The organism is Blastococcus sp. TF02A-26, assembly GCF_003319125.1.
Lineage (GTDB): Bacteria > Actinomycetota > Actinomycetes > Mycobacteriales > Geodermatophilaceae > Trujillonella.
The window spans coordinates 332616-356928 of sequence record NZ_QOHG01000001.1 but is presented as its reverse complement, the minus strand read 5'-3'; the positions used below and the strand labels follow the sequence as shown (position 1 = coordinate 356928).

26 protein-coding genes are annotated in these 24313 nt (G+C 76.1%); 12 read left to right on the top strand and 14 right to left on the bottom strand.

Annotated features, from left to right (window positions below; all coding sequences use genetic code 11):
- Window positions 1-17: 17 nt before the first annotated feature.
- The gene (locus DQ240_RS01735) at window positions 18-1484 is read left to right on the top strand and encodes an APC family permease (RefSeq protein WP_113838002.1); all 1467 of its coding nucleotides are present in this window, start codon (window positions 18-20) and stop codon (window positions 1482-1484) included.
- Here DQ240_RS01735 and DQ240_RS01730 read toward each other — a convergent pair.
- Window positions 1469-2239 (bottom strand): putative hydro-lyase, encoded by a 771-nt coding sequence (locus DQ240_RS01730; RefSeq protein ID WP_113837884.1) that lies wholly within the window; start codon window positions 2237-2239, stop codon window positions 1469-1471. The two genes, DQ240_RS01735 and DQ240_RS01730, sit on opposite strands and share 16 nt — an antisense overlap.
- 18 nt (window positions 2240-2257) lie before the next feature.
- Window positions 2258-2680 (bottom strand): DUF2000 domain-containing protein, encoded by a 423-nt coding sequence (locus DQ240_RS01725; RefSeq protein WP_113837883.1) that lies wholly within the window; start codon window positions 2678-2680, stop codon window positions 2258-2260.
- A 72-nt stretch (window positions 2681-2752) separates the two neighbouring features.
- Between DQ240_RS01725 and DQ240_RS01720 the strand changes: the two genes are divergently transcribed.
- The 3 genes from DQ240_RS01720 (at window position 2753) to DQ240_RS01710 (ending at window position 5112) form a co-directional block, all read left to right on the top strand.
- Window positions 2753-3562, top strand: coding sequence for an AraC family transcriptional regulator (locus tag DQ240_RS01720; RefSeq protein ID WP_113837882.1), 810 nt, complete (start codon window positions 2753-2755; stop codon window positions 3560-3562).
- 72 nt (window positions 3563-3634) lie between these two features.
- Complete coding sequence (locus tag DQ240_RS01715; protein ID WP_113837881.1) at window positions 3635-4573, top strand: helix-turn-helix domain-containing protein; 939 nt, start codon at window positions 3635-3637, stop codon at window positions 4571-4573.
- The gene (locus DQ240_RS01710) at window positions 4570-5112 is read left to right on the top strand and encodes a dihydrofolate reductase family protein (RefSeq protein WP_113837880.1); all 543 of its coding nucleotides are present in this window, start codon (window positions 4570-4572) and stop codon (window positions 5110-5112) included. The genes DQ240_RS01715 and DQ240_RS01710 overlap by 4 nt, the downstream gene beginning before the upstream one ends.
- 3 nt (window positions 5113-5115) lie before the next feature.
- On the opposite strand, the gene DQ240_RS01705 is transcribed toward DQ240_RS01710, so the two are convergent.
- Together DQ240_RS01705 and DQ240_RS01700 are read right to left on the bottom strand one after the other, a co-directional pair.
- Entirely contained in the window at window positions 5116-6171 is a 1056-nt protein-coding gene (locus DQ240_RS01705) for a hypothetical protein (protein ID WP_113837879.1), read from the bottom strand.
- A complete protein-coding gene (locus DQ240_RS01700) occupies window positions 6168-6659 on the bottom strand; it encodes a SigE family RNA polymerase sigma factor (RefSeq protein ID WP_113837878.1) in 492 nt (163 codons plus the stop codon). The genes DQ240_RS01705 and DQ240_RS01700 overlap by 4 nt, the downstream gene beginning before the upstream one ends.
- A 97-nt stretch (window positions 6660-6756) precedes the next feature.
- On the opposite strand from DQ240_RS01700, the gene DQ240_RS01695 reads away from it, so the two are divergent.
- From DQ240_RS01695 to DQ240_RS01675, 5 genes are read left to right on the top strand one after another with little or no spacing between them, the layout of a single operon-like run.
- A complete protein-coding gene (locus DQ240_RS01695) occupies window positions 6757-7263 on the top strand; it encodes a hypothetical protein (RefSeq protein ID WP_113837877.1) in 507 nt (168 codons plus the stop codon).
- A 35-nt stretch (window positions 7264-7298) separates the two neighbouring features.
- A complete protein-coding gene (locus DQ240_RS01690; RefSeq protein ID WP_113837876.1) occupies window positions 7299-8543 on the top strand; it encodes an NRAMP family divalent metal transporter in 1245 nt (414 codons plus the stop codon).
- Between the two features lie 11 nt (window positions 8544-8554).
- Window positions 8555-9316: a LamB/YcsF family protein gene (locus DQ240_RS01685; protein WP_113837875.1), complete on the top strand. Its 762-nt coding sequence runs from the start codon at window positions 8555-8557 to the stop codon at window positions 9314-9316.
- Window positions 9316-9924: an allophanate hydrolase subunit 1 gene (locus DQ240_RS01680; RefSeq protein ID WP_113837874.1), complete on the top strand. Its 609-nt coding sequence runs from the start codon at window positions 9316-9318 to the stop codon at window positions 9922-9924. The genes DQ240_RS01685 and DQ240_RS01680 overlap by 1 nt, the downstream gene beginning before the upstream one ends.
- Window positions 9921-10799 carry a biotin-dependent carboxyltransferase family protein gene (locus tag DQ240_RS01675; protein WP_113837873.1) on the top strand — a complete coding sequence of 293 codons (879 nt, stop codon included), beginning with the start codon at window positions 9921-9923 and terminating at the stop codon, window positions 10797-10799. Before DQ240_RS01680 ends, DQ240_RS01675 begins: the two co-directional genes overlap by 4 nt.
- Here DQ240_RS01675 and DQ240_RS01670 read toward each other — a convergent pair.
- The 9 genes from DQ240_RS01670 to pcaH all read right to left on the bottom strand — a co-directional run bounded on the left by DQ240_RS01670 (window position 10763) and on the right by pcaH (window position 19856).
- Window positions 10763-11947, bottom strand: coding sequence for an FAD-dependent monooxygenase (locus DQ240_RS01670; protein ID WP_199588968.1), 1185 nt, complete (start codon window positions 11945-11947; stop codon window positions 10763-10765). The genes DQ240_RS01675 and DQ240_RS01670 overlap by 37 nt on opposite strands.
- Window positions 11948-12004: 57 nt before the next feature.
- Window positions 12005-12544, bottom strand: a complete 540-nt coding sequence (locus DQ240_RS01665; RefSeq protein ID WP_113837871.1) for a putative immunity protein — start codon at window positions 12542-12544, stop codon at window positions 12005-12007.
- A 43-nt stretch (window positions 12545-12587) separates the two neighbouring features.
- Complete coding sequence (locus DQ240_RS01660) at window positions 12588-14285, bottom strand: HNH endonuclease signature motif containing protein (RefSeq protein ID WP_158548482.1); 1698 nt, start codon at window positions 14283-14285, stop codon at window positions 12588-12590.
- A 155-nt stretch (window positions 14286-14440) separates the two neighbouring features.
- The gene (locus DQ240_RS01655) at window positions 14441-15901 is read right to left on the bottom strand and encodes a benzaldehyde dehydrogenase (RefSeq protein WP_113837869.1); all 1461 of its coding nucleotides are present in this window, start codon (window positions 15899-15901) and stop codon (window positions 14441-14443) included.
- A 9-nt stretch (window positions 15902-15910) separates the two neighbouring features.
- Window positions 15911-16315 (bottom strand): 4-carboxymuconolactone decarboxylase, encoded by a 405-nt coding sequence (gene pcaC / locus DQ240_RS01650; RefSeq protein ID WP_113837868.1) that lies wholly within the window; start codon window positions 16313-16315, stop codon window positions 15911-15913.
- Complete coding sequence (pcaD, locus tag DQ240_RS01645) at window positions 16312-17085, bottom strand: 3-oxoadipate enol-lactonase (RefSeq protein ID WP_113837867.1); 774 nt, start codon at window positions 17083-17085, stop codon at window positions 16312-16314. Before pcaD ends, pcaC begins: the two co-directional genes overlap by 4 nt.
- Window positions 17082-18410, bottom strand: coding sequence for a 3-carboxy-cis,cis-muconate cycloisomerase (gene pcaB, locus DQ240_RS01640; protein ID WP_113837866.1), 1329 nt, complete (start codon window positions 18408-18410; stop codon window positions 17082-17084). The genes pcaD and pcaB overlap by 4 nt, the downstream gene beginning before the upstream one ends.
- Before the next feature lie 34 nt (window positions 18411-18444).
- The gene (gene pcaG / locus DQ240_RS01635) at window positions 18445-19101 is read right to left on the bottom strand and encodes a protocatechuate 3,4-dioxygenase subunit alpha (RefSeq protein ID WP_233498408.1); all 657 of its coding nucleotides are present in this window, start codon (window positions 19099-19101) and stop codon (window positions 18445-18447) included.
- Window positions 19098-19856, bottom strand: a complete 759-nt coding sequence (gene pcaH, locus DQ240_RS01630; RefSeq protein ID WP_113837865.1) for a protocatechuate 3,4-dioxygenase subunit beta — start codon at window positions 19854-19856, stop codon at window positions 19098-19100. The genes pcaG and pcaH overlap by 4 nt, the downstream gene beginning before the upstream one ends.
- A gap of 67 nt (window positions 19857-19923) precedes the next feature.
- Between pcaH and DQ240_RS01625 the strand changes: the two genes are divergently transcribed.
- From DQ240_RS01625 to DQ240_RS01615, 3 genes are read left to right on the top strand one after another with little or no spacing between them, the layout of a single operon-like run.
- A complete protein-coding gene (locus tag DQ240_RS01625) occupies window positions 19924-20694 on the top strand; it encodes an IclR family transcriptional regulator (protein WP_113837864.1) in 771 nt (256 codons plus the stop codon).
- Window positions 20695-20744: 50 nt separating this feature from the next.
- On the top strand, window positions 20745-21920 hold the full coding sequence (locus DQ240_RS01620) for a 4-hydroxybenzoate 3-monooxygenase (RefSeq protein WP_113838000.1): 1176 nt from the start codon (window positions 20745-20747) through the stop codon (window positions 21918-21920).
- A complete protein-coding gene (locus DQ240_RS01615; RefSeq protein WP_233498407.1) occupies window positions 21917-23335 on the top strand; it encodes an MFS transporter in 1419 nt (472 codons plus the stop codon). Before DQ240_RS01620 ends, DQ240_RS01615 begins: the two co-directional genes overlap by 4 nt.
- On the opposite strand, the gene DQ240_RS01610 is transcribed toward DQ240_RS01615, so the two are convergent.
- Window positions 23218-24282 carry a DUF3533 domain-containing protein gene (locus tag DQ240_RS01610; RefSeq protein WP_199588967.1) on the bottom strand — a complete coding sequence of 355 codons (1065 nt, stop codon included), beginning with the start codon at window positions 24280-24282 and terminating at the stop codon, window positions 23218-23220. The genes DQ240_RS01615 and DQ240_RS01610 overlap by 118 nt on opposite strands.
- Window positions 24283-24313 lie beyond the last annotated feature (31 nt).

Sequence of the window (24313 nt, the reverse complement as noted above, 5' to 3'; positions counted from 1 at the left end):
GCCCGCAGCATGTGCGGGTGGACCTGTTCCGGACGAAGTCGGTCGAGGACATCCGGGCCGAGGCCGGCGACGCCGACGGAACGGGTGGCAGCGGAGGGCTGCGGCGCCGGCTGAGCGCCCGCCACCTCGTCGGCTTCGGCATCGGCGTGGTGATCGGCACCGGGATCTTCACGCTCACCGGGGTGCAGGCGAAGGACAACGCCGGCCCCGCGGTGGTGATCTCGTTCGTGATCGCCGGCGTCGTCGCCGCCCTGGCCGCGCTCTGCTACGCCGAGCTCGCCTCGTCGGTGCCGACGGCGGGCAGCGCCTACTCCTACGCGTACGCGACCGCCGGCGAGGTCGTCGCCTGGATCATCGGCTGGGACCTGTTCCTCGAGTTCGCCCTGGGCGCCGCCGTCGTCGCTCGGGGGTGGTCGGGGTACGTCGGCAACCTGCTGGACCTGCCGCCCGGGCTCTTCGGCGAGGACGCGCCGGTCAACGTGGGCGCCGCGCTGATCGTGGTGGTGCTGGTGGCGGTCGCGGTCCTGGGCATCCGGGAGTCGGCGCGGGTCACCGCCGGGCTCGTCGTCGTCAAGGTGGCGGTCTGCGTCTTCATCGTCGTGGCCGGCGCCTGGTACGTGCGCGGCGCCAACCTGACGCCGTTCGTGCCGCCGTCGCGGCCGGCCGAGGGCGAGGGCGGGCTGGCCCGGCCGCTGCTGGAGGCGACGCTCGGGCTGGAGCCGGTGGCGTTCGGCGTCGGCGGGGTGCTGACCGCGGCCGCCGTCGTGTTCTTCGCCTACACCGGCTTCGAGGCGGTCGCGAACCTGTCGGAGGAGACCCGGCGGCCGGCGCGCGACCTGCCGCTGGGCCTGCTGGGCACCCTCGCGCTGTCGACGACGCTGTACGTCGGTGTCTCGCTCGTGCTGGTCGGCATGGTCCGCTACGACCGGCTCGACGAGGGGGCTCCGCTGGCCGACGCCTTCGACCAGGTCGGCGCCGGCTGGGCGTCGTCGCTGATCTCGCTGGCCGCCGTCGCCGGGCTGACCTCGGTGATCCTGGTCGACCTGCTGACCGCCAGCCGGATCGGCTTCGCGATGGGCCGCGACGGCCTGCTGCCCCCGGCCGTCGCCGGTGTCTCCCCCCGCACGGGCACCCCGGTGCGCATCACCCTCGTGTTCGGCGTCCTCGTGCTGGTGCTGTCGGCGCTGGTGCCGCTGGGCACGCTGGCCGACCTGGTCAGCATCGGCACGCTGTTCGCGTTCCTGCTGGTCTCGGCCGCGGTGCCGGTGCTGCGGCGCACCCGCCCGGACCTGCGCCGGCCGTTCCGGGTGCCGTTGTCGCCGGTGCTGCCGGTCGTGTCGGCGCTGGCCTGCCTGTACCTGATGCTCAACCTCAGCATCGAGACCTGGCTGCGCTTCCTGGCCTGGCTGGCCCTCGGTTTCGTCGTCTACGCGTTCTACGGGCGCCGGCACTCGAGGGTGCGGGCCCGTCAGGGCAGCCGGTAGGCGCTGTCCGGGACGTCGGTGACGAACATGTGCCCCGGGGCGTGCGTGATCGCCAGCGGCGGCCGGGACGCGAGGACCGCGGCCTGCGGCGTCACCCCGCACGCCCAGAACACGGGCACGTCGCCGGGCTCCATGTCGACCGCATCTCCGTGGTCGGGCGCGGCCAGGTCGGCGATGCCCAGCGCCTCCGGGGCGCCGACGTGCACCGGAGCGCCGTGCACCTGCGGCATCCGCGCGGTGACCGCCACCGCGGTGGCCACCAGGGACGCCGGCACCGGGCGCATCGACACCACCAGCGGCCCGGAGAGCCGGCCGGCCGGGCGGCAGGGCACCGACGTCCGGTACATCGACACGTTCCGGCCCTGCTCGACGTTGCGGATCGGCACGCCGGCGTCGAGCAGCGCGGTCTCGAAGCTGAAGCTGCAGCCGACCAGGAACGCGACGAGGTCGTCGCGCCAGACGTCGAGCACGTCGGTCGGCTCGTCGACCAGCTCGCCGTCCCGCCAGACCCGGTAGCGCGGCAGGTAGGTGCGCAGGTCGGCGCCCGGCGCCAGCGTCGTCCCCGGCGAGCCGGGGTCGGTCACCTCGAGCACCGGCACCGGCTGCGGGTTGCGCTGGGCGAACAGCAGCATGTCCCAGGCCCAGTCCCGCGGGAGGACGACGAGGTTGGCCTGCGTGAAGCCCGGCGCGGCGCCCGAGGTGGGGACGGCGAGGCCGGCCCGGTACTGCGCGCGGTGCTCGGCGGGAGCTGCCATGGCTCCCATGGTGGCGGTTCACGGGTGCAGGTGCGCGCCCTTGACCACCTTGTCGACGGCGTTGCGGGGCCCGTGCACCGCGAACCCGACCAGTGCCAGCTCCGCGCGGGGCACCGCGGCGACCGCCGCGCGGTTGGCCGCGTCGTGCCCGGTGGCGAACAGCTCCTCGGTGAAGACGCTGACCGGCAGGGCCCGGTCGACGGCGCGGCCGTGCGCGGTCCGCAGCGCCTCGGCGCCGGCCTCCAGCACGACCACCGGCTGGCCGAACATCGGCAGGTAGCCGGTGCCGTCGGCGTCGGCGTACGGCTCGCCGAGCAGCTCGGGCACCGCACCGGCGATGCCACTGGCGAGGAAGGCCACCACGTTCACCCGCTGCCAGCCCGCCAGGTCCTCCCGCAGCAGCACCGCGATCTTGGTGTCGAAGCGCACCGGCCCGCTCATCGGTTCCCTCCCGTCCCGCCGCCGGCCCGCTGCCGGCGCGGGACCAGACTGGGACCCGGAGGAGGTGCGGTCTTGGACGTTCCTGACACCGGCGGCGAGCGGGTGCGGGCCTGGCGCCCGGCGGTCCCGGGCGTCAGCGAGGTCCTGCACGCCCGCTTCGTCGCGCACGCCTATCCCGCCCACACCCACGACGAGTGGACCCTCCTGCTCGTCGACTCCGGCGCCGTCCGCTACGACCTGGGCCGCGACCAGCACGGCGCACTCTCGGGCCAGGTCACGGTGCTGCCGCCGCAGGTCGCCCACACCGGGCGGGCCGTCAGCGACGCGGGGTTCCGCAAGCGCGTCGTCTACGTCGAGCCCGCCCTCGTGCCCCCGGAGCTGACGGGGCGGGCGGTCGACACCCCCGCCCTGCCGGACCCGCTGCTCGCCTCCCGGGTGGGCCAGCTGCACCGGGCGCTGGCCACGCCCGGCGACGAGCTGGAGGCGGAGAGCCGGCTCGCGCTCGTGCTGGGCCGGGTCGCCGAGCACCTGCGCGGCCGGCCGGCCGCACCGGGGGAACCGGCCGGGCGGGCGGTCGCGGCGGACCTGCGGGACCTGCTCGACGCGACCCTGGCCGAGGGCATCGCGCTGGCCGACGCCGCCCGGCTGCTCGGCGTCCACCCCGACTCGCTGGTCCGGGCGTTCAGCCGCACCTTCGGGCTGCCGCCGCACCGGTACGTCATCGGCCGGCGGGTGGACGCCGCCCGGCACCGGCTGCTCGCCGGCGAGCCGCCCGCCGAGGTGGCGACCGCGGTCGGGTTCTGCGACCAGGCGCACCTGAACCGGCACTTCCGCCGTCTGCTGGGCACGACGCCGTCCCGGTACGCGCGCTCGGCGGCCTGATCCCGCCCGCCGCGCCCGCACAGCGCAAGAACGGTCGGGCGCCGGGGTCGCCGTCCTCGCCAGACTCTCCCCGTGACCGAGCACTCCCCCGCCCCGGGGCGCGACCGCCTCCGCGAGCTCATCGACGCCGTCCTCGACGAGGACAACCGGACGCTGCCCGAGATGGCCGGCGACGCCTACGCCAGCCCCTGGTACTTCAGCCGGCAGGTGAGCGCCGGCGCCGGCGAGCCCCCAGTGGCGCTGCGCCGGCGGGTGCTGCTGGAGCGCGCGGCGTGGCAGCTGCGCGGCGGCGCCAGCGTCACCGAGACCGCCTTCGCCGCCGGGTACGACTCGGTCGAGGGCTTCGCCCGGGCGTTCACCCGCGCCTACGGCCGCTCCCCCGGCAGCGTCACCGATCCCGGGCCCGCGCCGCGCGACGGCCACTGGCTGCCGGCGCCCAACGGCATCCACTTCCACCCGCCCATGTCGCTGTGGGTGGCCGACCAGCCCGCCCGCGGCACGCCCGACGAGGTGACCGGGCTGCTGGTGCACCACGACGTGGAGGACACCCGGGCGCTGCTCGAGGCCGCGAAGGGCCTGGACGACGAGGCCTACCGCCGGGTCCGGCTGCCCGGCTGGTCGATGCTGCCGTGGGACGGCGCGGAGGAGTCCATCGCCGCGGTGCTGTCGACGCTGGTGTGGTCCAAGGAGGTGTGGCTGGCCTCGATCGAGGGCGCCGACCACCCGGTGCGCGGCGCCGACGACCCGGCCGCGCTGCTCGCCCGCCACGACGACGTCGCCCCGCGGTGGCTGGCCGCCGTCCGCGACATCGCCCGCCGCGGCGCCTGGGGCGACCGGCTGGTCGACGCGCTGTGCGAGCCGCCGGAGACCTTCGTGCTCGGCAGCGTCGTCGCGCACGTCCTCACGTTCTCGGCGCACCGGCGGCTGCTGGTGCGCTCCCTGCTCCGCGACGCCGGCGTCGAGATCGACACCGGCGACCCGATCGACTGGCTGACGAGGAGAGAGAAGTGACCCGGACCGTCTACAACACCGCCACCACGCTCGACGGCTTCATCGCGACCGAGGACCACTCGCTCGCCTGGCTGCTCTCCCGCCAGATCGACGCGGACGGCCCGATGAGCCACCAGGAGTTCGAGAAGCGGATCGGCGCCATCGTCATGGGGTCGAGCACCTACCGCTGGGTCCGCGAGCACGAGCCGGAGTCGTGGGCCTACGCGATGCCGGCGTGGGTGCTGACCCACCAGGACCTCCAGCCGTTCCCCGGCGCGGACATCCGGATCACCGCGGCCGACACCCGCGAGCAGCTCATCGCCCTGCACGCCGAGATGGTGGCCGCGGCGGGCGAGCGCGACGTCTGGGTGGTCGGCGGCGGCGACCTGGCCGGTCAGTTCGCCGACGCCGGCCTGCTCGACGAGGTCGTCGTCTCCATCGCCCCGGTCACCATCGGCGCCGGCGCCCCGCTGCTGCCCCGCCACGTGGAGCTGGCCCGCACCGAGTGGGCGGTCAACGGCGAGTTCGTCTGCGTCCGCTACGACGTCGTAAAGGGATGAGGGTCACCCGGTGGCCGCCGCCCAGCCGGCCGCGGTCGCCGGGTCGGAGTAGCGGGTGAACCCGCAGGACCACGCGAGGGGCGCGTCCAGCGGCGCGCCACCCCAGCGCGGCTCGCCGGAGACGAGCAGCCGGGTGCCGATCCCGTAGACGGCGACCGGCTCGCTGGTCCGGAGGCCGCCGTCCGGCGGGTCCATGTCGACCGTGACCGTCTCCCCGGAGCCCCCGCGGTACCACTCGTCGACGCGGAAGGTCACGCCGACGAGGTCCAGCGGCGCCCCGCCCCCGTTGCCGACCGGCGGGCCGATGGCCACGACGGTCCCGTCGAACGCGAAGGCCCGGTCGGCCACGGCCTGCGGGGAGTACTCCTCCACGCAGGAGGCCGCCGAGTCGGTCGGCAGTTCGCCGGTCGGTCCGTCCGCGGGTCCCGCCGACGCCGCGGCGGTCCACTCCGCCGCCGTCACGCGGTCGTAGTGGCGGGTGAACCCGCAGCTGGAGGCGACGAGCCCGCCGTCCCGGTCCTCGACGGCCGCGACGAGCAGGCGGCTGCCCACCCCGTAGGCCGGTGGCGGTTCCGACAGGGCGGCGGTGGGCGGGTACATCTCCACGGTCGCCGTCTCCCCCGCTCCACCGACGAACCACTCGTGCACCGCCAGGGTCACCTCGACCCGCGGCTCCGGCTCCTCGGGCCCCCAGGAGGGCTGCGGCCCGATCGCGACGACCGTGCCGTCGACGGCCAGGTCCCACGTGACCAGGTCCATCGGCAGGTACGGCCCGCAGTCCCCGTCGGGGCCGACGGGGAGCGCACCTCCGGCGGCCGGGTGCGTGCCGGGGGTCTGCGCGGCGGGCGGTCCGGGCTCCGCGTCGCCCGGAGCGTCCCCGAGGACGACGGCGCCGACGACGCCGGCGGCCACCAGCAGCCCGGCGCCGGCCGCCGCCCGCACCCGGCGGGCCCGCACCCGGCGCCGCGCCCCGTCGGCCAGACCGGCCGCGGACGGCGCCGACTCGGCGTCCGCGGCGAACAGGGCGCGCAGCTCCCGCTCGGTGTCCTCGGTGCTCATCGGGTCTCCTCCAGCGCCTCGGGGGTGGTGGCGCCGCGCAGGGCGGCCAGCGCACGCGACGCCGTGGCGCGCACCGAGCTCGCGGTGATGCCGAGGGCGTCGGCGATCGCCGCGTCGTCCAGGTCGGCGTAGTAGCGCAGCACGAGGACGGTCCGCGCCCGGGGCGCGAGGCCGGCCAGCAGGATCCGCATCCGGTCGCGGTCGACGACCGCCTGCCCGTGGTCGGCCACCGGCGGGCCGGGGTCGGTCCGCTCGACCGGCCGCTCCGTCGTCCACCGGCGGCGCCGCCAGCTGAGGTGAGCGTTGACCAGCATGCGGCGGACGTAGGCGGCCGGGTCCTGCGCCGCCGCCACCCGCTGCCAGTGCCGGTGGGCGTCGGCCAGCGCGGTCTGGGCGAGGTCCTCGGCCAGGTGCCGGTCGCCGGACAGCACGAACGCCAGCCGCAGCAGGGGCTGCCCCTGTGCCGCCACGAACTGCTCGAACGTCACGTCCGCTCCCGTCTCCCACCCGGAAAGACGCATCGGGTGCCCACCGGCGCTGCACGCCCGACGGAAATCGCTCGCGGGCGCCGCCATCCTGGGGGACGTGCGCCTCACCTTCCGCCGGATGGCCGACCGCCGCGCCGTGGAGTCGCTGGTCGAGCGGGACGACGGCGTGGTGTTCGCGATCCGCGGCGCCGGCGGCGGGGAGGGGCTGCCGCACGACCTGGTGCACGCGCTCGTCGAGGCCTCGCTGGGCGTCCGCGACGGCGTCTGGGGCACCGTCGCCGACGGCGCCGTGTGGACGACGATGCGGCACGTCTCGGGGCGTCGTCCGCCGCACGCCGCCGAGCGCTCGGACCGGGTCAAGCGCGAGCGGGCTGGCTCGGTGATGCGGGCCGAGGCCCTCGCCGACCTGGTGCACCGCCTCGCCGACGGCGCCGAGGTGCTCCCCGGCGAGGTCGCCGGCTGCGGAGTCCCCGCCGACCGGCTGACCGCGGCCGTCGAGGACCTGCGCGCCGCCGAGCAGCGCTGGGCGGCGATGGCACCGGGCGAGGAGTGGGTGCAGGAGTGGCCCGCCGTTCGCGTTGCCGGGCGCCGGGGGCGGTCCTAGCGTCGGGTACCGGTCCGCAGCCGCCAGGAGCGCCGATGTCCCACAGCCCGGCCGAGGACGCCCCTCCGACCACCGCCCCCGCCGGCGGCCGCATGGCGGCGAGCACCCGCTCCACCGTGCTCGGCGCGATGTTCCTCATGGCCACCTCGGCCATCGGGCCCGGGTTCATCACCCAGACGACGACGTTCACCGTCCGGCTCGGGGCCGCGTTCGCCTTCGCCATCCTGATCTCGATCCTCATCGACATCGCGCTGCAGCTGAACGTGTGGCGGGTGGTCGGCGTCTCCGGCCGCCGCGCGCAGGAGCTGGGCAACCTGGTGCTCCCCGGCCTGGGCTGGGCGATGGCCGGTTTCCTGGTGGCCGGGGGGCTGGTCTTCAACATCGGCAACGTCGCCGGCACCGGGCTGGGCCTCGACGCGCTGCTCGGCCTGGAGCCGCGGATCGGCGGGCTGATCTCCGCCGTCGTCGCCATCGGGATCTTCCTCAGCAAGCGGGCCGGCGTCGCGGTCGACCGGATCGTCGTCGTCCTGGGCGTGGCGATGATCGTGCTCACCACCTGGATCGCCCTCAGCTCCGACCCGCCGGTCGGCACCGCGCTGCGCAACGCCGTGTGGCCCGACGAGGTCGACTTCCTGGCCATCACCACGCTGGTCGGCGGGACCATCGGCGGCTACATCGTCTACGCCGGGGCGCACCGGCTGCTGGACTCCGGCGTGAGCGGTCCCAGGCACGTCCGCGACATCACCCGCGGCTCGATCACCGGCATCGTCGTCACCGGGATCATGCGCGTCGTCCTCTTCCTGGCCATCCTCGGCGTGGTCGCCGCCGGTACCGACCTCGGCGACGAGAACCAGGCGGCGAACGCGTTCCAGGCAGCCGCCGGTGAGGTCGGCCTGCGGGTCTTCGGGGTCATCCTCTGGGCCGCCGCGATCACCAGCGTCATCGGCGCCTCCTACACCTCGGTGTCGTTCCTGACCTCGCGCGAGCGCACCAGCGACCGCACCCGCACGCTGCTCGTGGTCGGCTTCATCGCCGTCAGCACGCTGGTGTTCGTCCTCGCCGAGGCCGCGCCCACGACGCTCCTGGTCTTCGCCGGCGCCTTCAACGGGCTGCTGCTGCCGGTGGGGATCGCCGTCCTGCTGTACGTCGCGACCCGGCGGAGCGACCTGTTGCGCGGATACCGGTACCCGCGCTGGCTGCTGGTGATCGGCTGGGCCGCCTGGCTGGTGACGATCTACCTGGCGGTCAACTCGGTGAAGCCCGTGATCGAGCTGTTCTGAGGGGCAGCAGGATGGACACCGTGGACCTCAACTCCGACCTCGGCGAGGGCTTCGGCCAGTGGCCCCTGGGCGACGACGAGGCACTGCTCGACGTCGTGACCAGTGCGAACGTCGCCTGCGGGTTCCACGCCGGCGACCCGGTGATCCTGCGCCGGGTGTGCGAGCAGGCCGCGGCCGCCGGGGTCGCGGTCGGCGCCCAGGTCGCCTACCGGGACCTGGCCGGGTTCGGCCGGCGGTTCGTCGACGTCGAGCCGCACGAGCTCACCCAGGACGTGCTCTACCAGATCGGTGCCCTGGAGGCGTTCGCCCGCGTGGCCGGGACCCGGGTGAGCTACGTGAAGCCGCACGGGGCGCTCTACAACGCGATCGTGGCGCACGAGGAGCAGGCCGCGGCCGTGGTCAGGGCGGTGGTCGAGTACTCGGCCGACCTCCCGGTGCTCGGCCTCCCCGGGTCGGCGTTCCTGCGCCAGGCCTCCGACGCCGGTCTCCGGACCGTGGCCGAGGCCTTCGCCGACCGGGCCTACACCCCCGACGGCACGCTGGTCTCCCGCCGGCTGCCGGGAGCGGTGCTGCACGACGCCGACGCGATCGCCCGCCGCTGCCTGGCCATGGCCACCGGCGAGCCGATCACCGACGTCGAGGGCGGCTCGCTGCTGCTGCGGCCGGACTCGATCTGCGTGCACGGCGACACTCCAGGCGCGGTGGCGATCGCCCGGCGGGTGCGCTCGGAGCTGACCGGGGCAGGGGTGGCGCTGGCCCCCTTCGCGGGCTGATGCGCGTCCTGCCCAGCGGGTCGACCGCGCTGCTGGTCGAGGTCGACGACCTCGACCAGGTCCTCGGCCTCTACGCGGCGCTGGTGGACGATCCGCTGCCCGGTGTGGTGGACGTCGTCCCCGCCGCCCGCACCGTCCTGCTCGTCACCGACCCCGCGGTGGCGGCCCTGCCCGACGTCGAGGCGGCGGTCCGTCGCATCCGTCCGCGGCCCGGTCGCGCCGGGACCGCGGAGACGGTGGAGCTGCCCGTGCACTACGACGGCGCGGACCTGGCCGACGTCGCGGCATTCTGGGACGTCTCCCCCGCCGACGTCGTGGCCCGGCACACCGGGACCGCGTGGACGGTCGCCTTCTGCGGGTTCGCCCCCGGGTTCGGCTACTGCACGCCCGACGGCGAGCCGTGGGACGTGCCCCGCCGCGACACCCCGCGCACGCGCGTCCCGGCCGGCGCGGTGGGCCTGGCCGGGCCGTTCAGCGGCGTCTACCCGCAGGAGTCCCCCGGCGGCTGGCAGCTGATCGGCCGCACCGACGTCGCCGTGTTCGACCTCGACCGCGATCCGGCCGCGCTGCTGCGGCCGGGCGTGCGGGTGCGGTTCGTCGCCGCATGACCGGCCGCTGCGTCACCGTCCTGGCGACCGGTCCGCTGACGACCGTGCAGGACCTCGGCCGTCCGGGCCGGGGCGCCCTGGGCGTCGGCCGGTCGGGGGCGGCCGACCGGGGCGCCGCCGCGCTGGCCAACCGCCTGCTGGGCAACGACCCGGACGCCGCGCTGCTGGAGGTCACGCTCGGCGGGCTGGCGCTGCGGGCCGGGGCCGACCTGACCGTCGTCACCACCGGGGCCCGCTGTCCCGGCTCCGTGGCGCACAACGCGCCCCGGCCACTGCCGGCCGGCACCGAGCTGCGGCTGGGCCCACCCCCGACCGGGCTGCGCACCTACGTGGGGCTGCGCGGCGGCATCGAGGTGGCGCCCGTGCTCGGGTCGCGCTCGACCGACCTGCTCTCCGGGCTCGGCCCGCCGGTGGTCGCGGTCGGCGACGTCCTCCCGGTCGGCACGGCGCGCGAGCCGATGCCGGCGGCCGACCTCGCGCCGCTGTCCGATCCGCCCGGGGACGAGGTGTCCGTGCGGGTCCGGCCGGGCCCGCGGCAGGACTGGTTCGCCGACGACGCCTGGACGGCGCTCACCACCCAGCCGTGGACGGTCACCGCGGAGAGCAACCGGGTGGGGCTGCGGCTGTCCGGCGGCGAGCCGCTGCGCCGCGCGCGTGAGGGCGAGCTGCCCAGCGAGGGCATGCTGCGCGGGGCGCTGCAGGTGCCGCCGTCCGGTCTGCCGGTGCTCTTCCTCGCCGACGCGCCCGTCACCGGCGGCTACCCGGTCATCGGGTACGTGGACGAGGCCGACGTCGACCGGTGCGCGCAGCTGCAGCCGGGGCAGCCGCTGCGGCTGGTTCACCGGGCGGTGCGGGCGGCCTCCTCGGCGTCGTAGGAGTACAGCCACTCGTTGTGGGCGAGGGGGTCGTCGCCGGCGAAGGCGGCATCGCGGGTCTGCTGCTCGGGGCCGTCGGGCAGGTGGTGGGAGCCCTGCCGGCCGCGGCTGGCGGTCTGCACGCGGGTGGCCCGCGGAGCGCGGACGGCCTGGTAGCGGGCGAGGGCCTCGGGGACCGTCGCCCCCGGATCGCTCAGGCAGACGGCGAGCGCGGCGGCGTCCTCCACCGCCTGCCCCGCACCCTGGGCGAAGAACGGGACCATCGGGTGGGCGGCGTCGCCCAGCAGCGCCAGCCGTCCCGCCGTCCAGGTGGGGATCGGGTCGCGGTCCAGCAGTGCCCAGCGGCCCACCTCGCCGGCACCGGCGACGAGGTCGGTCAGCCGCGGGTCCCAGCCGGCGAACTCGGCGGCGAGGTCCTCGACCCGGCCGCGCGACTCCCAGGACTCGACGTCGAAGTCGCCGGCCGGGGTGAAGGCCACGAGGTTGACCAGCCGGCCCGAGGAGACCGGGTAGTGCACGAGGTGGCGGCCGGGACCGAGCCACAGGGTCTGCGCGGGGCGACGGGCGAGCTCGGGCGCGGCGTCGGCGGGGACCAGCGAACGCCAGGCGCAGAGCCCGCTGTAGCGCGGCGGCCCCGGCGTGGTGACGGCGCCGCGGAGCACCGAGTGGATCCCGTCGGCGCCGATGACGGCATCGCCCTCGACCGCGGTGCCGTCGGCCAGCTGCAGCCGGATGCCGTCGTCGTCCTGCTCGACGCCCGTCGCCCGCTGCCCCAGGTGGACGGCCTCGGCGGGGACGGCGGAGCGCAGCAGCTCCAGCAGGTCGGCGCGGTGCACCACCCAGGTGTCCTCGCCGTACATCTCGGCCGACCGCTCCAGCTGCTGGGCGAAAAGGACGCGGCCGTCCTGCCAGCGGCGGAACTCCCAGCCCACCTCGAGGCGGACCCCGACGTCGGCGAGCCGGGCGGCCAGCCCGAGCCGACGCAGCAGCCGGACCAGGTTCGGCGCGACCACCAGCCCCGCGCCGATCTCGCGGAACTCGGCGGTCTGCTCGTGGACCGAGACCTCCAGCCCCGCGCGGGAGAGGAAGGCCGCCGCGGCGAGGCCGCCGATGCCTCCTCCGGCGATCACCACTCGAGCTGCCGACACGTCGGCCCCCTGTCCCCTGGCGGTCGCTCCGCCCCCGCCGGTCAGCATCCCGCGCCCTCAGCGCAACAGCGCGTCCAGCCGACGGAGCAGCTCTCCCACGCGGCCACCGCCCGGCGGTGCGGGCGGATACCTCCGCAGGACGCGAACCACCACGGGGCCGGCGAGCTCGCGGACGGCAGCGAGGTGGTCGGCGGCGACGGGCGGATCCTCCCTGGCGGCCAGTTCCCGCGCACGGGCCGCGTGCGCGGCAGCGCCCAGGACGTGCCGGACCTGCGTCGCCTTCGCCAGCGGGTGGAGGAACGCCGAGCCGGCGGCGTCGGCGGCCGCGCGCGCCGCAGCGCTCGCCGCGGCCTGTCCCGCGTCGCGCGCCTCCTGGGCTGCCCGGTGTGCCGCCCACGCGGCGTCCCGGAGCGCCTTGGTGCGTTCTCCGCTGCGGACGAAGGCCTCGGCGGCCTCGACCGCGGCCCGCGGGCGGGTGTCCCCTGGCCGGGTGTCCTCGAAGGTCCCCAGCACGGGGCGGGCGCACCGTGCGGCGAAGTCACTGATCGCCTGCAGCTCGGTCCGGCTGAGTTCGACCGTCGGGGAGTCGTCCGCCACCTCCCCATCCTCGTGCGCGCCCCTCCCCGCCGTGGCACGACCGTCACCACGGCGGGACGTCGAGGTCGCTGCCGAACCGCGGTGGGTGGCTGACGCGGGTGTCGCCGCCGGGCGTCGTGACGACGAGTGCGCTGTCGTGTGCAGGGTCGTCGGGCACGTCGAACCGCCAGCCGGGCGCCTGGTGCTTGAGCCGGTGGTGGTGCTCGCAGAGGCAGCACAGGTTGGCGTGGGTGGTCGGGCCGTGCGGCCACTCGCGGCGGTGGTCGAGGTCGCAGGTGCGGGCGCGGGCCCGGCAGCCGGGGAACCGGCAGCGGCGGTCCCGCAGTCGGACGAACCGGTCGAGCGCGGCGGGCGGATCGTGCTCGGCCGTGCCGCCCGGTGGGCCCAGCGATCCGCCGCGGCGGATGCCGATGGCGTCGGTGAGCGCCACGAGGCTGCCGCGCAGCATGTCGACCACGGCGATGTGCGGTCGGTGGGCCAGACCGGTGCCGGTGAGGTCGCGGACGCCGATCAGCGCGCCGAGGTCGAGCAGTGCACGCTCCTCGCCGTCGGTCCAGGTCCCCTCGGCGACGGCCTGGTCGGCGCCGCTCAGCGCAGCGGCGACCGCGGCCTCGTGCCGGGCAGCGGCGAGCGCCATCCACTCCGCCAGAGGGCGATCACGGACAGGGGTCGTGGGTGCCTGCGCCGGAGTCGGGGTCGCCTCCGCTGTCGGCTCCTCCGTCGGCTCCGGCTCCGATTCCGGTTCCGGTTCGTGTTCCGGCTCTGATGGTCTCCCAGGGGCCGGCTGGGCCTCCGCCGGGTGCCCAGCCGACTGCGGTGCCGGACGTGGCATCAGGCCGAACGTGTAGCCCAGCTCGCGCACCGCCTCGGCCGGCACGAGATGCCCCTCGACCTGCCCCGGCTCGCTGCCGCCGAGCATCGTCTCCAGCGTGGCGATCAACGTGAGCGCGATCGACACCGGCGGCAGCCCGTTCTCGCCCGGCCGCAGCAGCAGGTCGGTGACCGCGTCGGCCATCCGCTGCTGCTTGGTCCGCTCGTCGCCCTCGGTGCGTAGCTCCTCGGCGTAGGCCTCGAGCGCCCGGTACACGGCCACCGCGACCGGGAGGGGCAGGTCGATCGCAAGCGTTGCCGCCCCGTCCCGCCGGTCGAACAGCCGCACCCCCCGGTCACGCACGGCGGCGACCAGCCGTCGGGCGGCGGCGTCGGCGTCCTCCCGCAGCACGATCCGGCGGGCGCAGTCCCCCAGCTGCGGTGGTGTCTTGTCCTTGAGCAGCGCCAGCACCCGCGCCTCGACCTGCGCCCGGAGCCCGTCGTCGGTCACGGGACCGACCTGGGTGATCATCTGCCGGGCGTGACCCCAGCTGATCCGGCCGGCCTCCAGCAACGCCAGGGTGGCGGGAAGACGGTCCACGAGGACCAGCGCGTCACTCAACCGACCCGCCGCCGCGGGACCGCTGATCCGCAGGGCGAGCGCGACCTCGTCCACCGCCCACTCGCTGACCCCGGTCAGGACCTCCGGTCGCCCCTCGCGGGTGCTCGCCGACATCGCGCCCTGTTCACCGGGTTGCCGGTCGAACGCTCCCTGCGGCCGCAGGCGTGCGAAGGACGCGAGGGCTCGCACGCCCCGCCCCGCTGCCCTCGCCTCGTCCGACCACGCGGCCGTGGCCTGTGACAGGGCGGCGACCCCGGCGTCGAGCAGCCGTTCCACCTCGGTCGCCCCACCACCTCCGACATCGATCACGTGTTCGATCATGTCGCGAGGCTGGACGGCTGACCTGCCCATTCGTGACCTGTGGACAGACCTCCGGCCTGTGGACGGCCGATCCCGTCCCGTCCGCACGACCGGCCACCATCCCGGTCATGAGCACCCGCGTCAGGACCGTCCGGAGCGGCCGGTCAGAACGGATAGGCCGGCAGGTCCCCCCGCAGCGTCACCCACTGCGTCTCGGTGAACGCCTCGACGTTGGCCTGCGGACCGCCGTGGCGGGAGCCGGTGCCCGAGGCACCGACACCGCCGAAGGGCGCCACCGCCTCGTCGTTCACGGTCTGGTCGTTGATGTGCACCAGCCCCGACGGGATCCGCTCGGCCAGCTGCAGCCCGGCGTAGACGTCGCGGGTCAGGATGCCCAGCGAGAGCCCGTACTCGGTGCCGGAGGCCAGCTTCACGACCTCGTCCAGCGAGGAGAACGGCGTCACCGGCGCGACCGGGCCGAAGATCTCCTCGGCGTACGCCGGGTGGTCGATGGTCACGTCGGCGAGCACGGTCGGCCGGTAGAACAGCCCCTCGTAGGTCCCGCCGGTGCGCACCGACGCGCCCGCGGAGACCGACGCCGTCACCAGCCCGTGCACCCGGTCCCGCTGGCCCTCGTCGATCAGCGGCCCGAGGGCCACCTGCTCGCGGAACGGGTCCCCCACCGGCAGCTGGGCCACCTTCTCCGCGAGCACCTGCGTGTACTCCTCGGCGATCGACTCGTGCACCAGGTGCCGCGAGGTCGCCATGCAGATCTGACCCTGGTGGCTGAACGTGCCCCACGCCCCGACGGACGCCGCCGCGGTCACGTCGACGTCCGGCAGCACGATGAGCGCCGAGTTGCCGCCGAGCTCCAGGTGCGCGCGCTTGAGGTGCTGCCCGGCCAGCGCGCCGACCGCCCGACCGGCCCGCGTCGACCCGGTGAACGCGATGACCCGGACCTGCGGCGCGACCACCAGCGCCTCGCCGACGTCGGCACCGCCCGGCAGCACCTGCAGCACGCCGGCCGGCAGCCCTGCCTCCTCGAAGACGCGGGCGAACACGGCGCCGCCCGAGATCGCGGTGCGCGGGTCCGGCTTGAGGACGACGGCGTTGCCGAGCGCGAGCGCCGGGGCGATGGCACGGATCGCGAGGATCGTCGGCACGTTGAACGGGGCGATCACCCCGACGACACCGGCCGGCACCCGGCGGGCGAACGACAGCCGTGGCGAGCCGGTGCGCAGCAGCTCGCCGTACGGGTGCGAGGGCAGCGCCGAGGCCTCGAAGCACTCCTGCGCGCTGGTGTGCACCTGGAAGTCGCCGAAGGGCTGGATCGCCCCGGACTCCCGGGCCAGCCAGCCCTTGATCTCCTCGGCGTGCTCCTCCAGCACGGAGCCGGCCCGGCGCAGCACCCGCGCCCGCTCCTCGAACGGCGCTGCCGCCCAGGATCGTTGCGCGCCGGCCGCCCGCACCGCCGCCGCCTCGACATCGGCGGGAGTCGCGCGGCCCACGGGCGCGATGACGTCCCCGGTCGCCGGCTCGACGGCGTCGTAGGTGCCGCCGGACCCGTCGGTCCAGGCGCCGGTCCAGATCCGGCCGTGCCAGGCGCCGTCCTCGAGCAGTGCCATGTCTCCCTCTCAGTCGGTGGTGGCGCGCAGCTCGGCCAGGATCGGCCCGGCCACCTTGTACGCGTGGTTGGCGGCCGGCACCCCGGCGTAGACCGCGGCGTGCTGCAGCACCTCGGCGATGTCCTCGTCGGTCAGGCCGTTGTTCACCGCGGCACGGACGTGCAGGGCGAACTCGTCCCAGTGCCGCAGCGCGACGGTGATCGACAGCGTGGCGATGCTGCGCTCGCGCCGGGTCAGCCCCGGCCGCTGCCAGACGTCCCCCCACGCCACGCGGGTGATGAAGTCCTGGAAGTCCGCGGTGAACGGCGTCGTGCCGGCGACGGCGCGGTCGACGTGGGCGTCTCCCAGCACCTCCCGCCGGGTCCGCATGCCTGCCGTCCGGCGCTCCTCGTCGGACAGGTCCGGTCCGGTCATCGCCCGGCGCCGTCGAAGTGCGCCAGGAGCGCGCCGGTCACCTCGAGCGTCCGCTCCAGGTTGGCCAGGTGCGCGGCCGGGCTCAGCGACAGGAACTCCGATCCCACGATCCCGGAGGCGATGACCTGCTGGTGCTCGGGCGGCAGCGAGGGGTCCTCGGCGCCGGAGACGACCAGCGTCGGCGCCGTGATCCGCCCGAGGTCCTCCCGCAGGTCCATGTCGGCGACGACCTCGCAGCAGGCGGCGTACCCCTCGTCGTCCGACGAGGCGATCATCGCCTCCAGGCGCGCGACCAGCGACGGGTGCGACGCCGCGTACTCCGGGGTCAGCCAGCGGCTCACGACCGGGGCCGCCAGCGGCGCCGTCCCACCGGACCGGGCAGCGGCCGCACGGTCGCGGAAGCCCTGCGGGTCCGCCTTCGCCGAGCTGCACAGGACGGCGATCCGGTCGACCCGCGCCGGCGCCCGGGCGGCCAGCCGCATCGCGGTCATGCCGCCGAGGGAGATCCCGGCGACGTGCGCCCGCGGTGCACCGAGCCGGTCGAGCAGCGCCACGACGTCGTCCACCAGGTCGTCGAGGGTCCACGGACCGGCCGGCGTGGGCGAGTCGCCGTGACCACGCGTGTCGTAGGTGACCACCCGGTAGCGCTCGGCCAGCGCCGGCACCTGCGGGTCCCACATCCCCCGGGTGGCCCCGAGCGAGTTGGACAGGACGACGACCGGCGCGTCGGCCGGCCCGTCCTCGGTGTACGCGACCTCGACGGCGGTCATGCCTCTCCTTCGGTGAGAGCGGTGTGCTCGGCCAGTGCGGCGTCCACCTGGACACCCGCCTCGCCGACGTCCGGGGCCGCGGCGGCGAGCACCGCGGCGGCGTCGACGTCGGTGCGCTCCCGCACCACCGAGGCCAGGGAGCGTCCGGAGGCGCGGGCGGTGCGGGTCGCCTCGGCGGCGGCGTCGTGCGCGGCGGCCCGGCCCAGGGTGGGCGCGAGCGCCTCGGCCAGGGCTGAGGCGAGCGGGCCCTCGGCGGCGGCCTCCGCGGTGGCGCCCATCCGGTCGGCCGACACCCGCAGGGAGGCCAGCGACTCGGCGAGCCAGGACGCCGCCGACCCCACGGTCACCAGCAGGTCCGTCAGCGCCGGCCACTCGCTGTGCCACGCGCCCGCGGCCCGCTCGTGCTCCTGCTCCATGGCCGCGAACAGCGTGGCCACCAGACCGGGCGCGCGGCGTGCACAGGCCCGGGCGGAGATCGCCGCGACGGGGTTGTTCTTGTGCGGCATGGCCGACGAGCCGCCTCGCGACGCGCTGACCTCGGCCACCTCGGCGACCTCGGACTGCGCCAGGAGGACGACGTCGACGGCGACCGTGGCCACCGAGCCGGCCGCCGTGCCGAGGGCCCCCGCGAGGTCGGCGACCGGCAGCCGCACCGTGTGCCAGGGCACCGCCGTCGTCGCCAGCCCGAGCTCCTCGGCCAGCGCCGCGCGCACCTGCACCCCGGCACCGCCGCTGGCGGCCAGCGTCCCGACCGCGCCGCCGTACTGGACCGGCAGCCCGGCCACCGCCTCGGCCAGCCGCAGCCGCGCCCCGTCCAGCGCCGCGAGCCAGCCGGCGGCCTTGAGCCCGAAGGTCGTCGGCAGCCCCTGCTGCAGGAGGGTGCGGCCCACGACGACGTCGTCGCGGTGGGCCCGGGCCAACTCCGCCGCCGACGCCGCGGCGGCGGCGAGGTCGGCGTCGATCGCCCCGATCGCGTCGCGGCTCATCAGGACCAGCGCGGTGTCGACGACGTCCTGGCTGGTCGCCCCGACGTGCACGGCCACCGCGTCGCGCTCCCCCACCGCCTCGGTCAGCGCGCGGACCAGCGGCGGCACGGGGTTCCCGGCGTCGGCCGCGCGGGCGACGACGGTCGCGAGGTCCAGCCGGCCCGGGTCGGCGCACGCGGCGGTGACGGCGTCGGCGGCCGTGGTCGGCACGAGACCCGCGCTCGCGGCGGCCCGGGCGAGCGCCGCCTCCACCGCCAGCAGGGACCGGAACCACGCGTCGCCGGAGACCGCCGCCGCGGCAGCACCGCGCGCGAAGGTGCCGTCGAGGAGACCTGTCACGCCGCTCTGCCTACCAGCACCGTCCGGACCACGCTCAGACCGCGAAGAAGACGGTCTCGGACTCCCCCTGGAGCCGGACGTCGAAGCGGTAGCCGTCCGGGGCGGGCGTCGCCAGCAACGTCGGACGCCGGTCGCCGGGGACCGTCCGGAGCACCGCGTCCTCCGCGTTGGCCGACTCCTCGTCGGCGAAGTAGATCCGGGTGACCACCCGGTCGAGCAGCCCGCGGGCGAAGACCGAGACGTCGACGTGCGGCGCCTGCAGCCCGCCCTCGCCGTCGGGCACCCGGCCCGGCTTGAGCGTGAAGACGGCGAACTCGCCCGTGAGCGTCTGCGACCGGGCGTATCCACGGAACCCCGGGTACGCCGCCGCGCCCCGCGGGTCCTCCGGCGAGGGGAACCGGCCGTCGGGGTCGGCCTGCCAGGTCTCGACCATCGCGTCGGGGACGACGTCGCCGTTGCCGTCGAGCACCCGGCCGCGGATCCAGAACCCGCCCTCGGTGCCCTCCGCGGCGGCCCACTCGCCGTCGGCCCACGTCAGCCCGATCGCGAGGTACGGCCCGACGGTGGCGCTGGGAGTCGTGCCCCGCCGCAGCGGCCCGGTCAGGAACCCGCTGCCGCGCTGCCCGGACCGCGGCTGGAAGGGGCCCGGCGGGTCGGCCGGCACGTCCAGCGGGTCCACCGGGGCGCTCACGCCACGTCCCCGTCGTCTGCGCCCTCGGACAGGGCCTCGAACGGGGTCTGGTCGACGCCGCGCAGGACGATGTCCCACTCGTAGGCCAGCGCCCAGTTGTCCTGGGTCCGCTCGAGGGAGAACCGGCTGACCGCGCGGTGCCGGGCGGCCGGCGGGATGGCGTTGTAGATCGGGTCCTGCCCGAACAGCGGGTCGTCCGGGAAGTACATCTGGGTGACCAGGCGCTGGGTGAACGCCCGGCCGAACAGCGAGAAGTGGATGTGCGCCGGCCGCCAGGCGTTGTGGTGGTTGCCCCACGGATAGGCGCCGGGCTTGATCGTCAGGAACTCGTAGCGGCCGAGGTCGTCGGTGACCACCCGGCCGAGCCCGTCGAAGTGCGGGTCCAGCGGCGCCGGCCACTGGTCGACGACGTGGCGGTAGCGGCCGGCGGCGTTGGCCTGCCAGACCTCGACGAGCGCGTGCGGCACCGCACGGCCGTCGCTGTCCAGCACCCGCCCGTGCACGAGGACCCGCTGGCCGACCGCCTCGCCGCCGTTGCGCCACGTCAGGTCGGCGTCGTGCGGCAGCACCCGGTCCTCGCCGAGCACGGGTCCGGTCACCTCGGTGAGCCGGTGCGGCAGGTCGACCGGCTCGCGCAGCGGCGCCCGGAGCGCGGTGCTGCGGTAGTCGGGAAAGGCGAGCGGGGTGCGCTGCGAGGGGTCCTCGACCAGGTACCGCGGCAGGGTGAGACCGCCGTCGGACGTGCTCCGCGTCATGCCGCGACCGTAGGGCGCGGGTCTACCCTCCCCAAGCCCGTGGTTCCACTGGCCGGAAGGAGTCGTCGTGTCCGGAGGAGCGGCCGAGACCGGCCGGTCGGTCACCTCGCGCGCCCTGGCCGTCCTCGACGCCTTCGACGCCGCGAACCCCCGGCTGTCGCTGACCGAGATCGCCGAACGGTCAGGGACCCCGCTCTCCACGGCGCACCGGCTGCTCGCCGAGCTGACCGGGTGGGGCGGGCTGGTCCGGCGTCCCGACGGCCGCTACGAGGTCGGCCGCAAGCTGTGGGATCTCGGGCTGCTCGCACCCGTGCAGGCCGAGCTGCGGTCGGTGGCCGCGCCGTTCCTGCTCGACGTGCACACCGCCACCCGCGACACCGTGCACCTCGCCGTCCGGGAGGGGCACACCGCCCTCTACGTGGAGCGGATCTCCGGCCGCGAGTCGGTATCGGTGGTCAGCTCCGTGGGCAGCCGGCTGCCGCTGCACGCCACCGCCGTCGGCAAGGTCCTGCTCGCCGCGGCGCCCGACGACGTCGTCGAGCAGGTGCTGCGGTCCCTGACCCGCGCCACCCGGCACACCGTCGTCGACCCCCGCCGGCTGCGCCGGGAACTGGCGGAGACGCGCCGCCGCGGGTACGCCCGGACCGCCGAGGAGATGTCGCTCGGCACCCACTCGGTCGCCGTCCCGGTGCAGGTCGAGGGGACGCCGGTGGTGGCCGCCGCCCTGGGCGTCGTGGTGCCGAGCTCGCGCCGCGACGTGACCCGGCTGGCGCCGGTGCTCGAGGTCGCCGCCCGCGGCATCGGCCGGCAGCTGGCCCGGGTGCGCGACTTCCACTGAGCGGCAGCACCGGGTTCCGCGCCGGCATGCCCGCGGTCACACTCGGCGGCGTGCGCACTCAGGTGGGGATCATCGGTGCCGGCCCGGCCGGCCTCCTGCTCTCACGGCTGCTGAGCCTGCAGGGCATCGACTCGGTCGTGCTGGAGAACCGGTCCCGGGACTACGTCGAGGCCCGGATCCGCGCCGGCATCCTCGAGCAGCACACCGTCGACACGCTGACCGCCGCGGGCGTGGGCGACCGGCTGCGCCGCGAGGGGCTCGAGCACTCCGGCATCCACCTGCAGTACCCGGGCACCCGGCACACCCTGGACTTCCCCGAGCTGTGCGGCCGCACCGTGTGGGTCTACGGGCAGACCGAGGTCACCAAGGACCTCATCGCCGCCCAGCTGGCCGGCGGCCCGCCGCTGCTGTTCGAGGTCTCCGACGTCGTCCCCGAGGACGTCGACGGCGACTCCCCGCGCATCCGCTTCACCGACGCCGACGGCACCCCGCAGGTGCTCGAGTGCGACGTGATCGCCGGCACCGACGGGTTCCACGGCCCCTCGCGGGCGGTCGTCGCCGCCGGGTCCGCGGGCGCGCAGGTGTGGGAGCGGACCTACCCCTACGCCTGGCTCGGGATCCTGGCCGACGCCGCGCCCGCCACCGACGAGCTCATCTACGCCTGGCACCCCGACGGCTTCGCCCTGTACTCGATGCGCTCGCCCACGGTGTCCCGGCTGTACCTGCAGGTCGACCCGGCCGAGCGGATCGAGGACTGGTCCGACGACCGCATCTGGGAGGGCCTGGCCACCCGGTTCGCGCTCGACGGGTGGGAGATCAGCACCGGCCCGATCACCGAGAAGTCGATCCTGCCGATGCGCTCGTTCGTCAGCGCGCCGATGCGCCGCGGCCGACTGTTCCTCGCCGGCGACGCCGCGCACATCGTCCCGCCCACCGGCGCCAAGGGCCTCAACCTCGCCGTCGCCGACGTCACCCTCCTGGCCACCGCCCTCACCCGGCTGCTCAAGGAGAAGGAGACCGACCTGGTCGACACCTACTCCGACACCGCCCTGCGCCGGGTCTGGCGCTGCACCCACTTCTCCTGGTGGATGACCTCCATGCTGCACACCTCCGGCGACGACTTCGACGCCCAGCTGCAGCTCTCCCAGCTGCGCCGGGTGTGCTCGTCGGAGACCGCGGCCCGCGAGCTGGCCGAGAACTACACCGGTCTGCCGATCGAGGGGTGACCGCGCCTCCTCCCCCGATCACCGGCCGGGCCCTCGCCCCCGTCCTGGTCTTCTGCGTCGCCGTCGTCGCGGTGATCAGCAGCCTGGGCGCGCCACTGGTCCCGGCGATCGCCGACGCCTACGACGTCCCGGTGCACGACGCCCAGTGGTCGCTCACGATCAGCCTGCTGGTCGGCGCCGTGGCCACCCCGGTGCTCGGGCGGCTCGGCGACGGACGCCACCGCCGCACCGTCGTCCTCGCGACCCTCGCCGCCGTCCTGGCCGGCAGCGTGCTGGCCGCCCTCCCCGTCGGCTTCGGGGAGCTGCTGGCCGGCCGGGCGCTGCAGGGCCTGGGGCTGGGCCTGGCGCCCCTGGCGATGGCGACCGCGCGGGACGCGCTGACCGGCGCCCGGCAGCGCGCGACCGTCGCGGCGCTGTCGATCACCGTCGTCGCCGGCGTCGGCCTCGGCTACCCGGTCGCCGGGCTGGTCGCCGACCTCGGCGGCGTGCACGCCGCCTTCTGGCTGGGCGCCGCGGTGAGCGGCCTGGCCCTGGCCGCCGGCGCCGTGGTGCTCCCGCCGCCACCGGACCGCCCGCCGCGCCGGCTCGACGCCGTCGGCGCCGTCCTGCTCGGCGCCGCGCTGGCCGCCGGCCTGCTGGTGCTCGGCGAGGGCGACACGTGGGGCTGGACGTCGCCCGCCCTGCTCGCCCTCGCCGCCGGTGGCCTGCTCGCCGCGGCCGGGTGGGTGGCGTGGTCGCTGCGCACACCGGCGCCGCTGGTCGACCTGCGCCTGGCCCGGGGGCGGACGGCGGCCACGGCACACCTGACGTCGCTGCTGGTCGGCCTCGCCAACTACCTGCTGCTGGCCTCGGTGCCGCTCTACGCGCAGACACCCGAGACCTCCGGCTACGGGTCCGCCGCCTCGGTGGTGGGTGCCGGCCTCGTCCTCGTGCCGTTCTCCCTGCTCAGCGTGGCGGCCAGCCGGGCCGCCCGGGCGCTGACCGACCGCGCCGGCCCGCACGTGTCCCTCCCGGCCGGCGCGCTGCTGCTGGCCACCGCGCTGGGCCTGTACGCGACGACCCCGACCGGCCTCTGGGCCCTCGCCGGGGTGATGGCGGTGGCCGGCCTCGGCGTCGGCGCCTGCTTCGCGGTGCTGCCCGCCCTCGTCGTGGCCGCGGTGCCGGGACGGGAGACCGGCAGCGCCATGAGCCTCAACCAGGTGCTGCGCTACGTCGGCTTCTCCACCGGGAGCGCGCTGGTCGCCGCCGCACTGGCGGCGGCGACCCCGGCCGGGGCGCCGTACCCCTCCGCCGGGGGCTACACCGCGCTCGCGCTGGCCGGCTGCGCCGTCTCGGTGCTGACCGCGCTGGTCACCTGGCTGCTGGCGCCGCGGCCGGCCGCGAGCAGCGAGCCCAGGACCCCCGCCACCGCGTAGCCGGCGAGGACGAGGACGCCCTGCCCGGCCCCGGTGCCGTCGAAGTACACCAGCGCCCGCACGGCGTCGGTGCCGGCGCCCGGCGGCAGCCACGGTCCGATCGCGGCCCAGAAGGGCGGGAGCAGCGGGCCGGGGTAGGCACCGCCGGCGCTGGGGTTGCCGAGGACGACGAACAGCAGGATCGCCACCCCCACGCCGACCAGTCCGAGCACGCCCTGCAGCGCCATGGTGAAAACGCCGACGCCGAAGACGACCAGCGCACCGAGCGCCGACAGCGCCGGGAACGGCCCGTCGAGCGCGCCGAGGAGCGGCCCGGCGACCAGCGCTCCCCCGACGCCGGAGGCCACGGCGTACGCGGCCAGTCCACCGAGCCGGCCCGCCGCGGCCCGTGCCGTCGTCGCGGGGCCGGAGGCGACGCCGATGATCGCGGCGACCAGGTAGCCGCCGACCACCCACCCGACGGCGAGGTAGAACGGCGACAGGCCGCGGGTGTCCTGCTCGTCGGCCGGGAGGACGTCCTCGGTCGTCACCGTGCGCTGCTGGGTCGCGTCGACCCGCTCGAGCACGGTCTCCAGGGCGGTGCCGAGCGCGCCGCCCTCGGCGCCGGCCACGAGCAGCCGGTCCTCCGTGCCGGCCCCCAGGAGCAGCACGCCGTCGACCTCTCGGTCGGCCAGCAGGTCCCGTCCGGCCGCCTCGTCGGCCACCGCGCGCGCGTCGAGCGGCGACCCGTCGATGCCGTTCAGCGCGTCGACGACGTCGCCGGCCGCGTCCGCCGGGGCGCCGGCCGGGAGGACGACGGCCAGCGGCACCTCCCGCGGCGTGGGCGAGTGGAAGGCGCCGATGTAGCTGAGCACGAAGCCGAGCTGCAGCAGCAGGACGCCCAGCACGAGCACCGCGGTGCGGACGGTGCCGGTGCGCGCGGGTCCCGGGGCCCCCGGACGGGTCATGACTCACCTCGATACCGCTAGGTATTGGATA

Coding starts and splice junctions, on each gene's coding strand:
- DQ240_RS01730 (WP_113837884.1), bottom strand. CDS start 2,239: ATGGCAGCTCCCGCCGAGCACCGCGCGCAGTACCGGGCCGGCCTCGCC.
- DQ240_RS01725 (WP_113837883.1), bottom strand. CDS start 2,680: ATGAGCGGGCCGGTGCGCTTCGACACCAAGATCGCGGTGCTGCTGCGG.
- DQ240_RS01705 (WP_113837879.1), bottom strand. CDS start 6,171: ATGAGCACCGAGGACACCGAGCGGGAGCTGCGCGCCCTGTTCGCCGCG.
- DQ240_RS01690 (WP_113837876.1), top strand. CDS start 7,299: ATGTCCCACAGCCCGGCCGAGGACGCCCCTCCGACCACCGCCCCCGCC.
- DQ240_RS01685 (WP_113837875.1), top strand. CDS start 8,555: ATGGACACCGTGGACCTCAACTCCGACCTCGGCGAGGGCTTCGGCCAG.
- DQ240_RS01680 (WP_113837874.1), top strand. CDS start 9,316: ATGCGCGTCCTGCCCAGCGGGTCGACCGCGCTGCTGGTCGAGGTCGAC.
- DQ240_RS01675 (WP_113837873.1), top strand. CDS start 9,921: ATGACCGGCCGCTGCGTCACCGTCCTGGCGACCGGTCCGCTGACGACC.
- DQ240_RS01655 (WP_113837869.1), bottom strand. CDS start 15,901: ATGGCACTGCTCGAGGACGGCGCCTGGCACGGCCGGATCTGGACCGGC.
- pcaC (WP_113837868.1), bottom strand. CDS start 16,315: ATGACCGGACCGGACCTGTCCGACGAGGAGCGCCGGACGGCAGGCATG.
- pcaD (WP_113837867.1), bottom strand. CDS start 17,085: ATGACCGCCGTCGAGGTCGCGTACACCGAGGACGGGCCGGCCGACGCG.
- pcaH (WP_113837865.1), bottom strand. CDS start 19,856: ATGACGCGGAGCACGTCCGACGGCGGTCTCACCCTGCCGCGGTACCTG.
- DQ240_RS01610 (WP_199588967.1), bottom strand. CDS start 24,282: ATGACCCGTCCGGGGGCCCCGGGACCCGCGCGCACCGGCACCGTCCGC.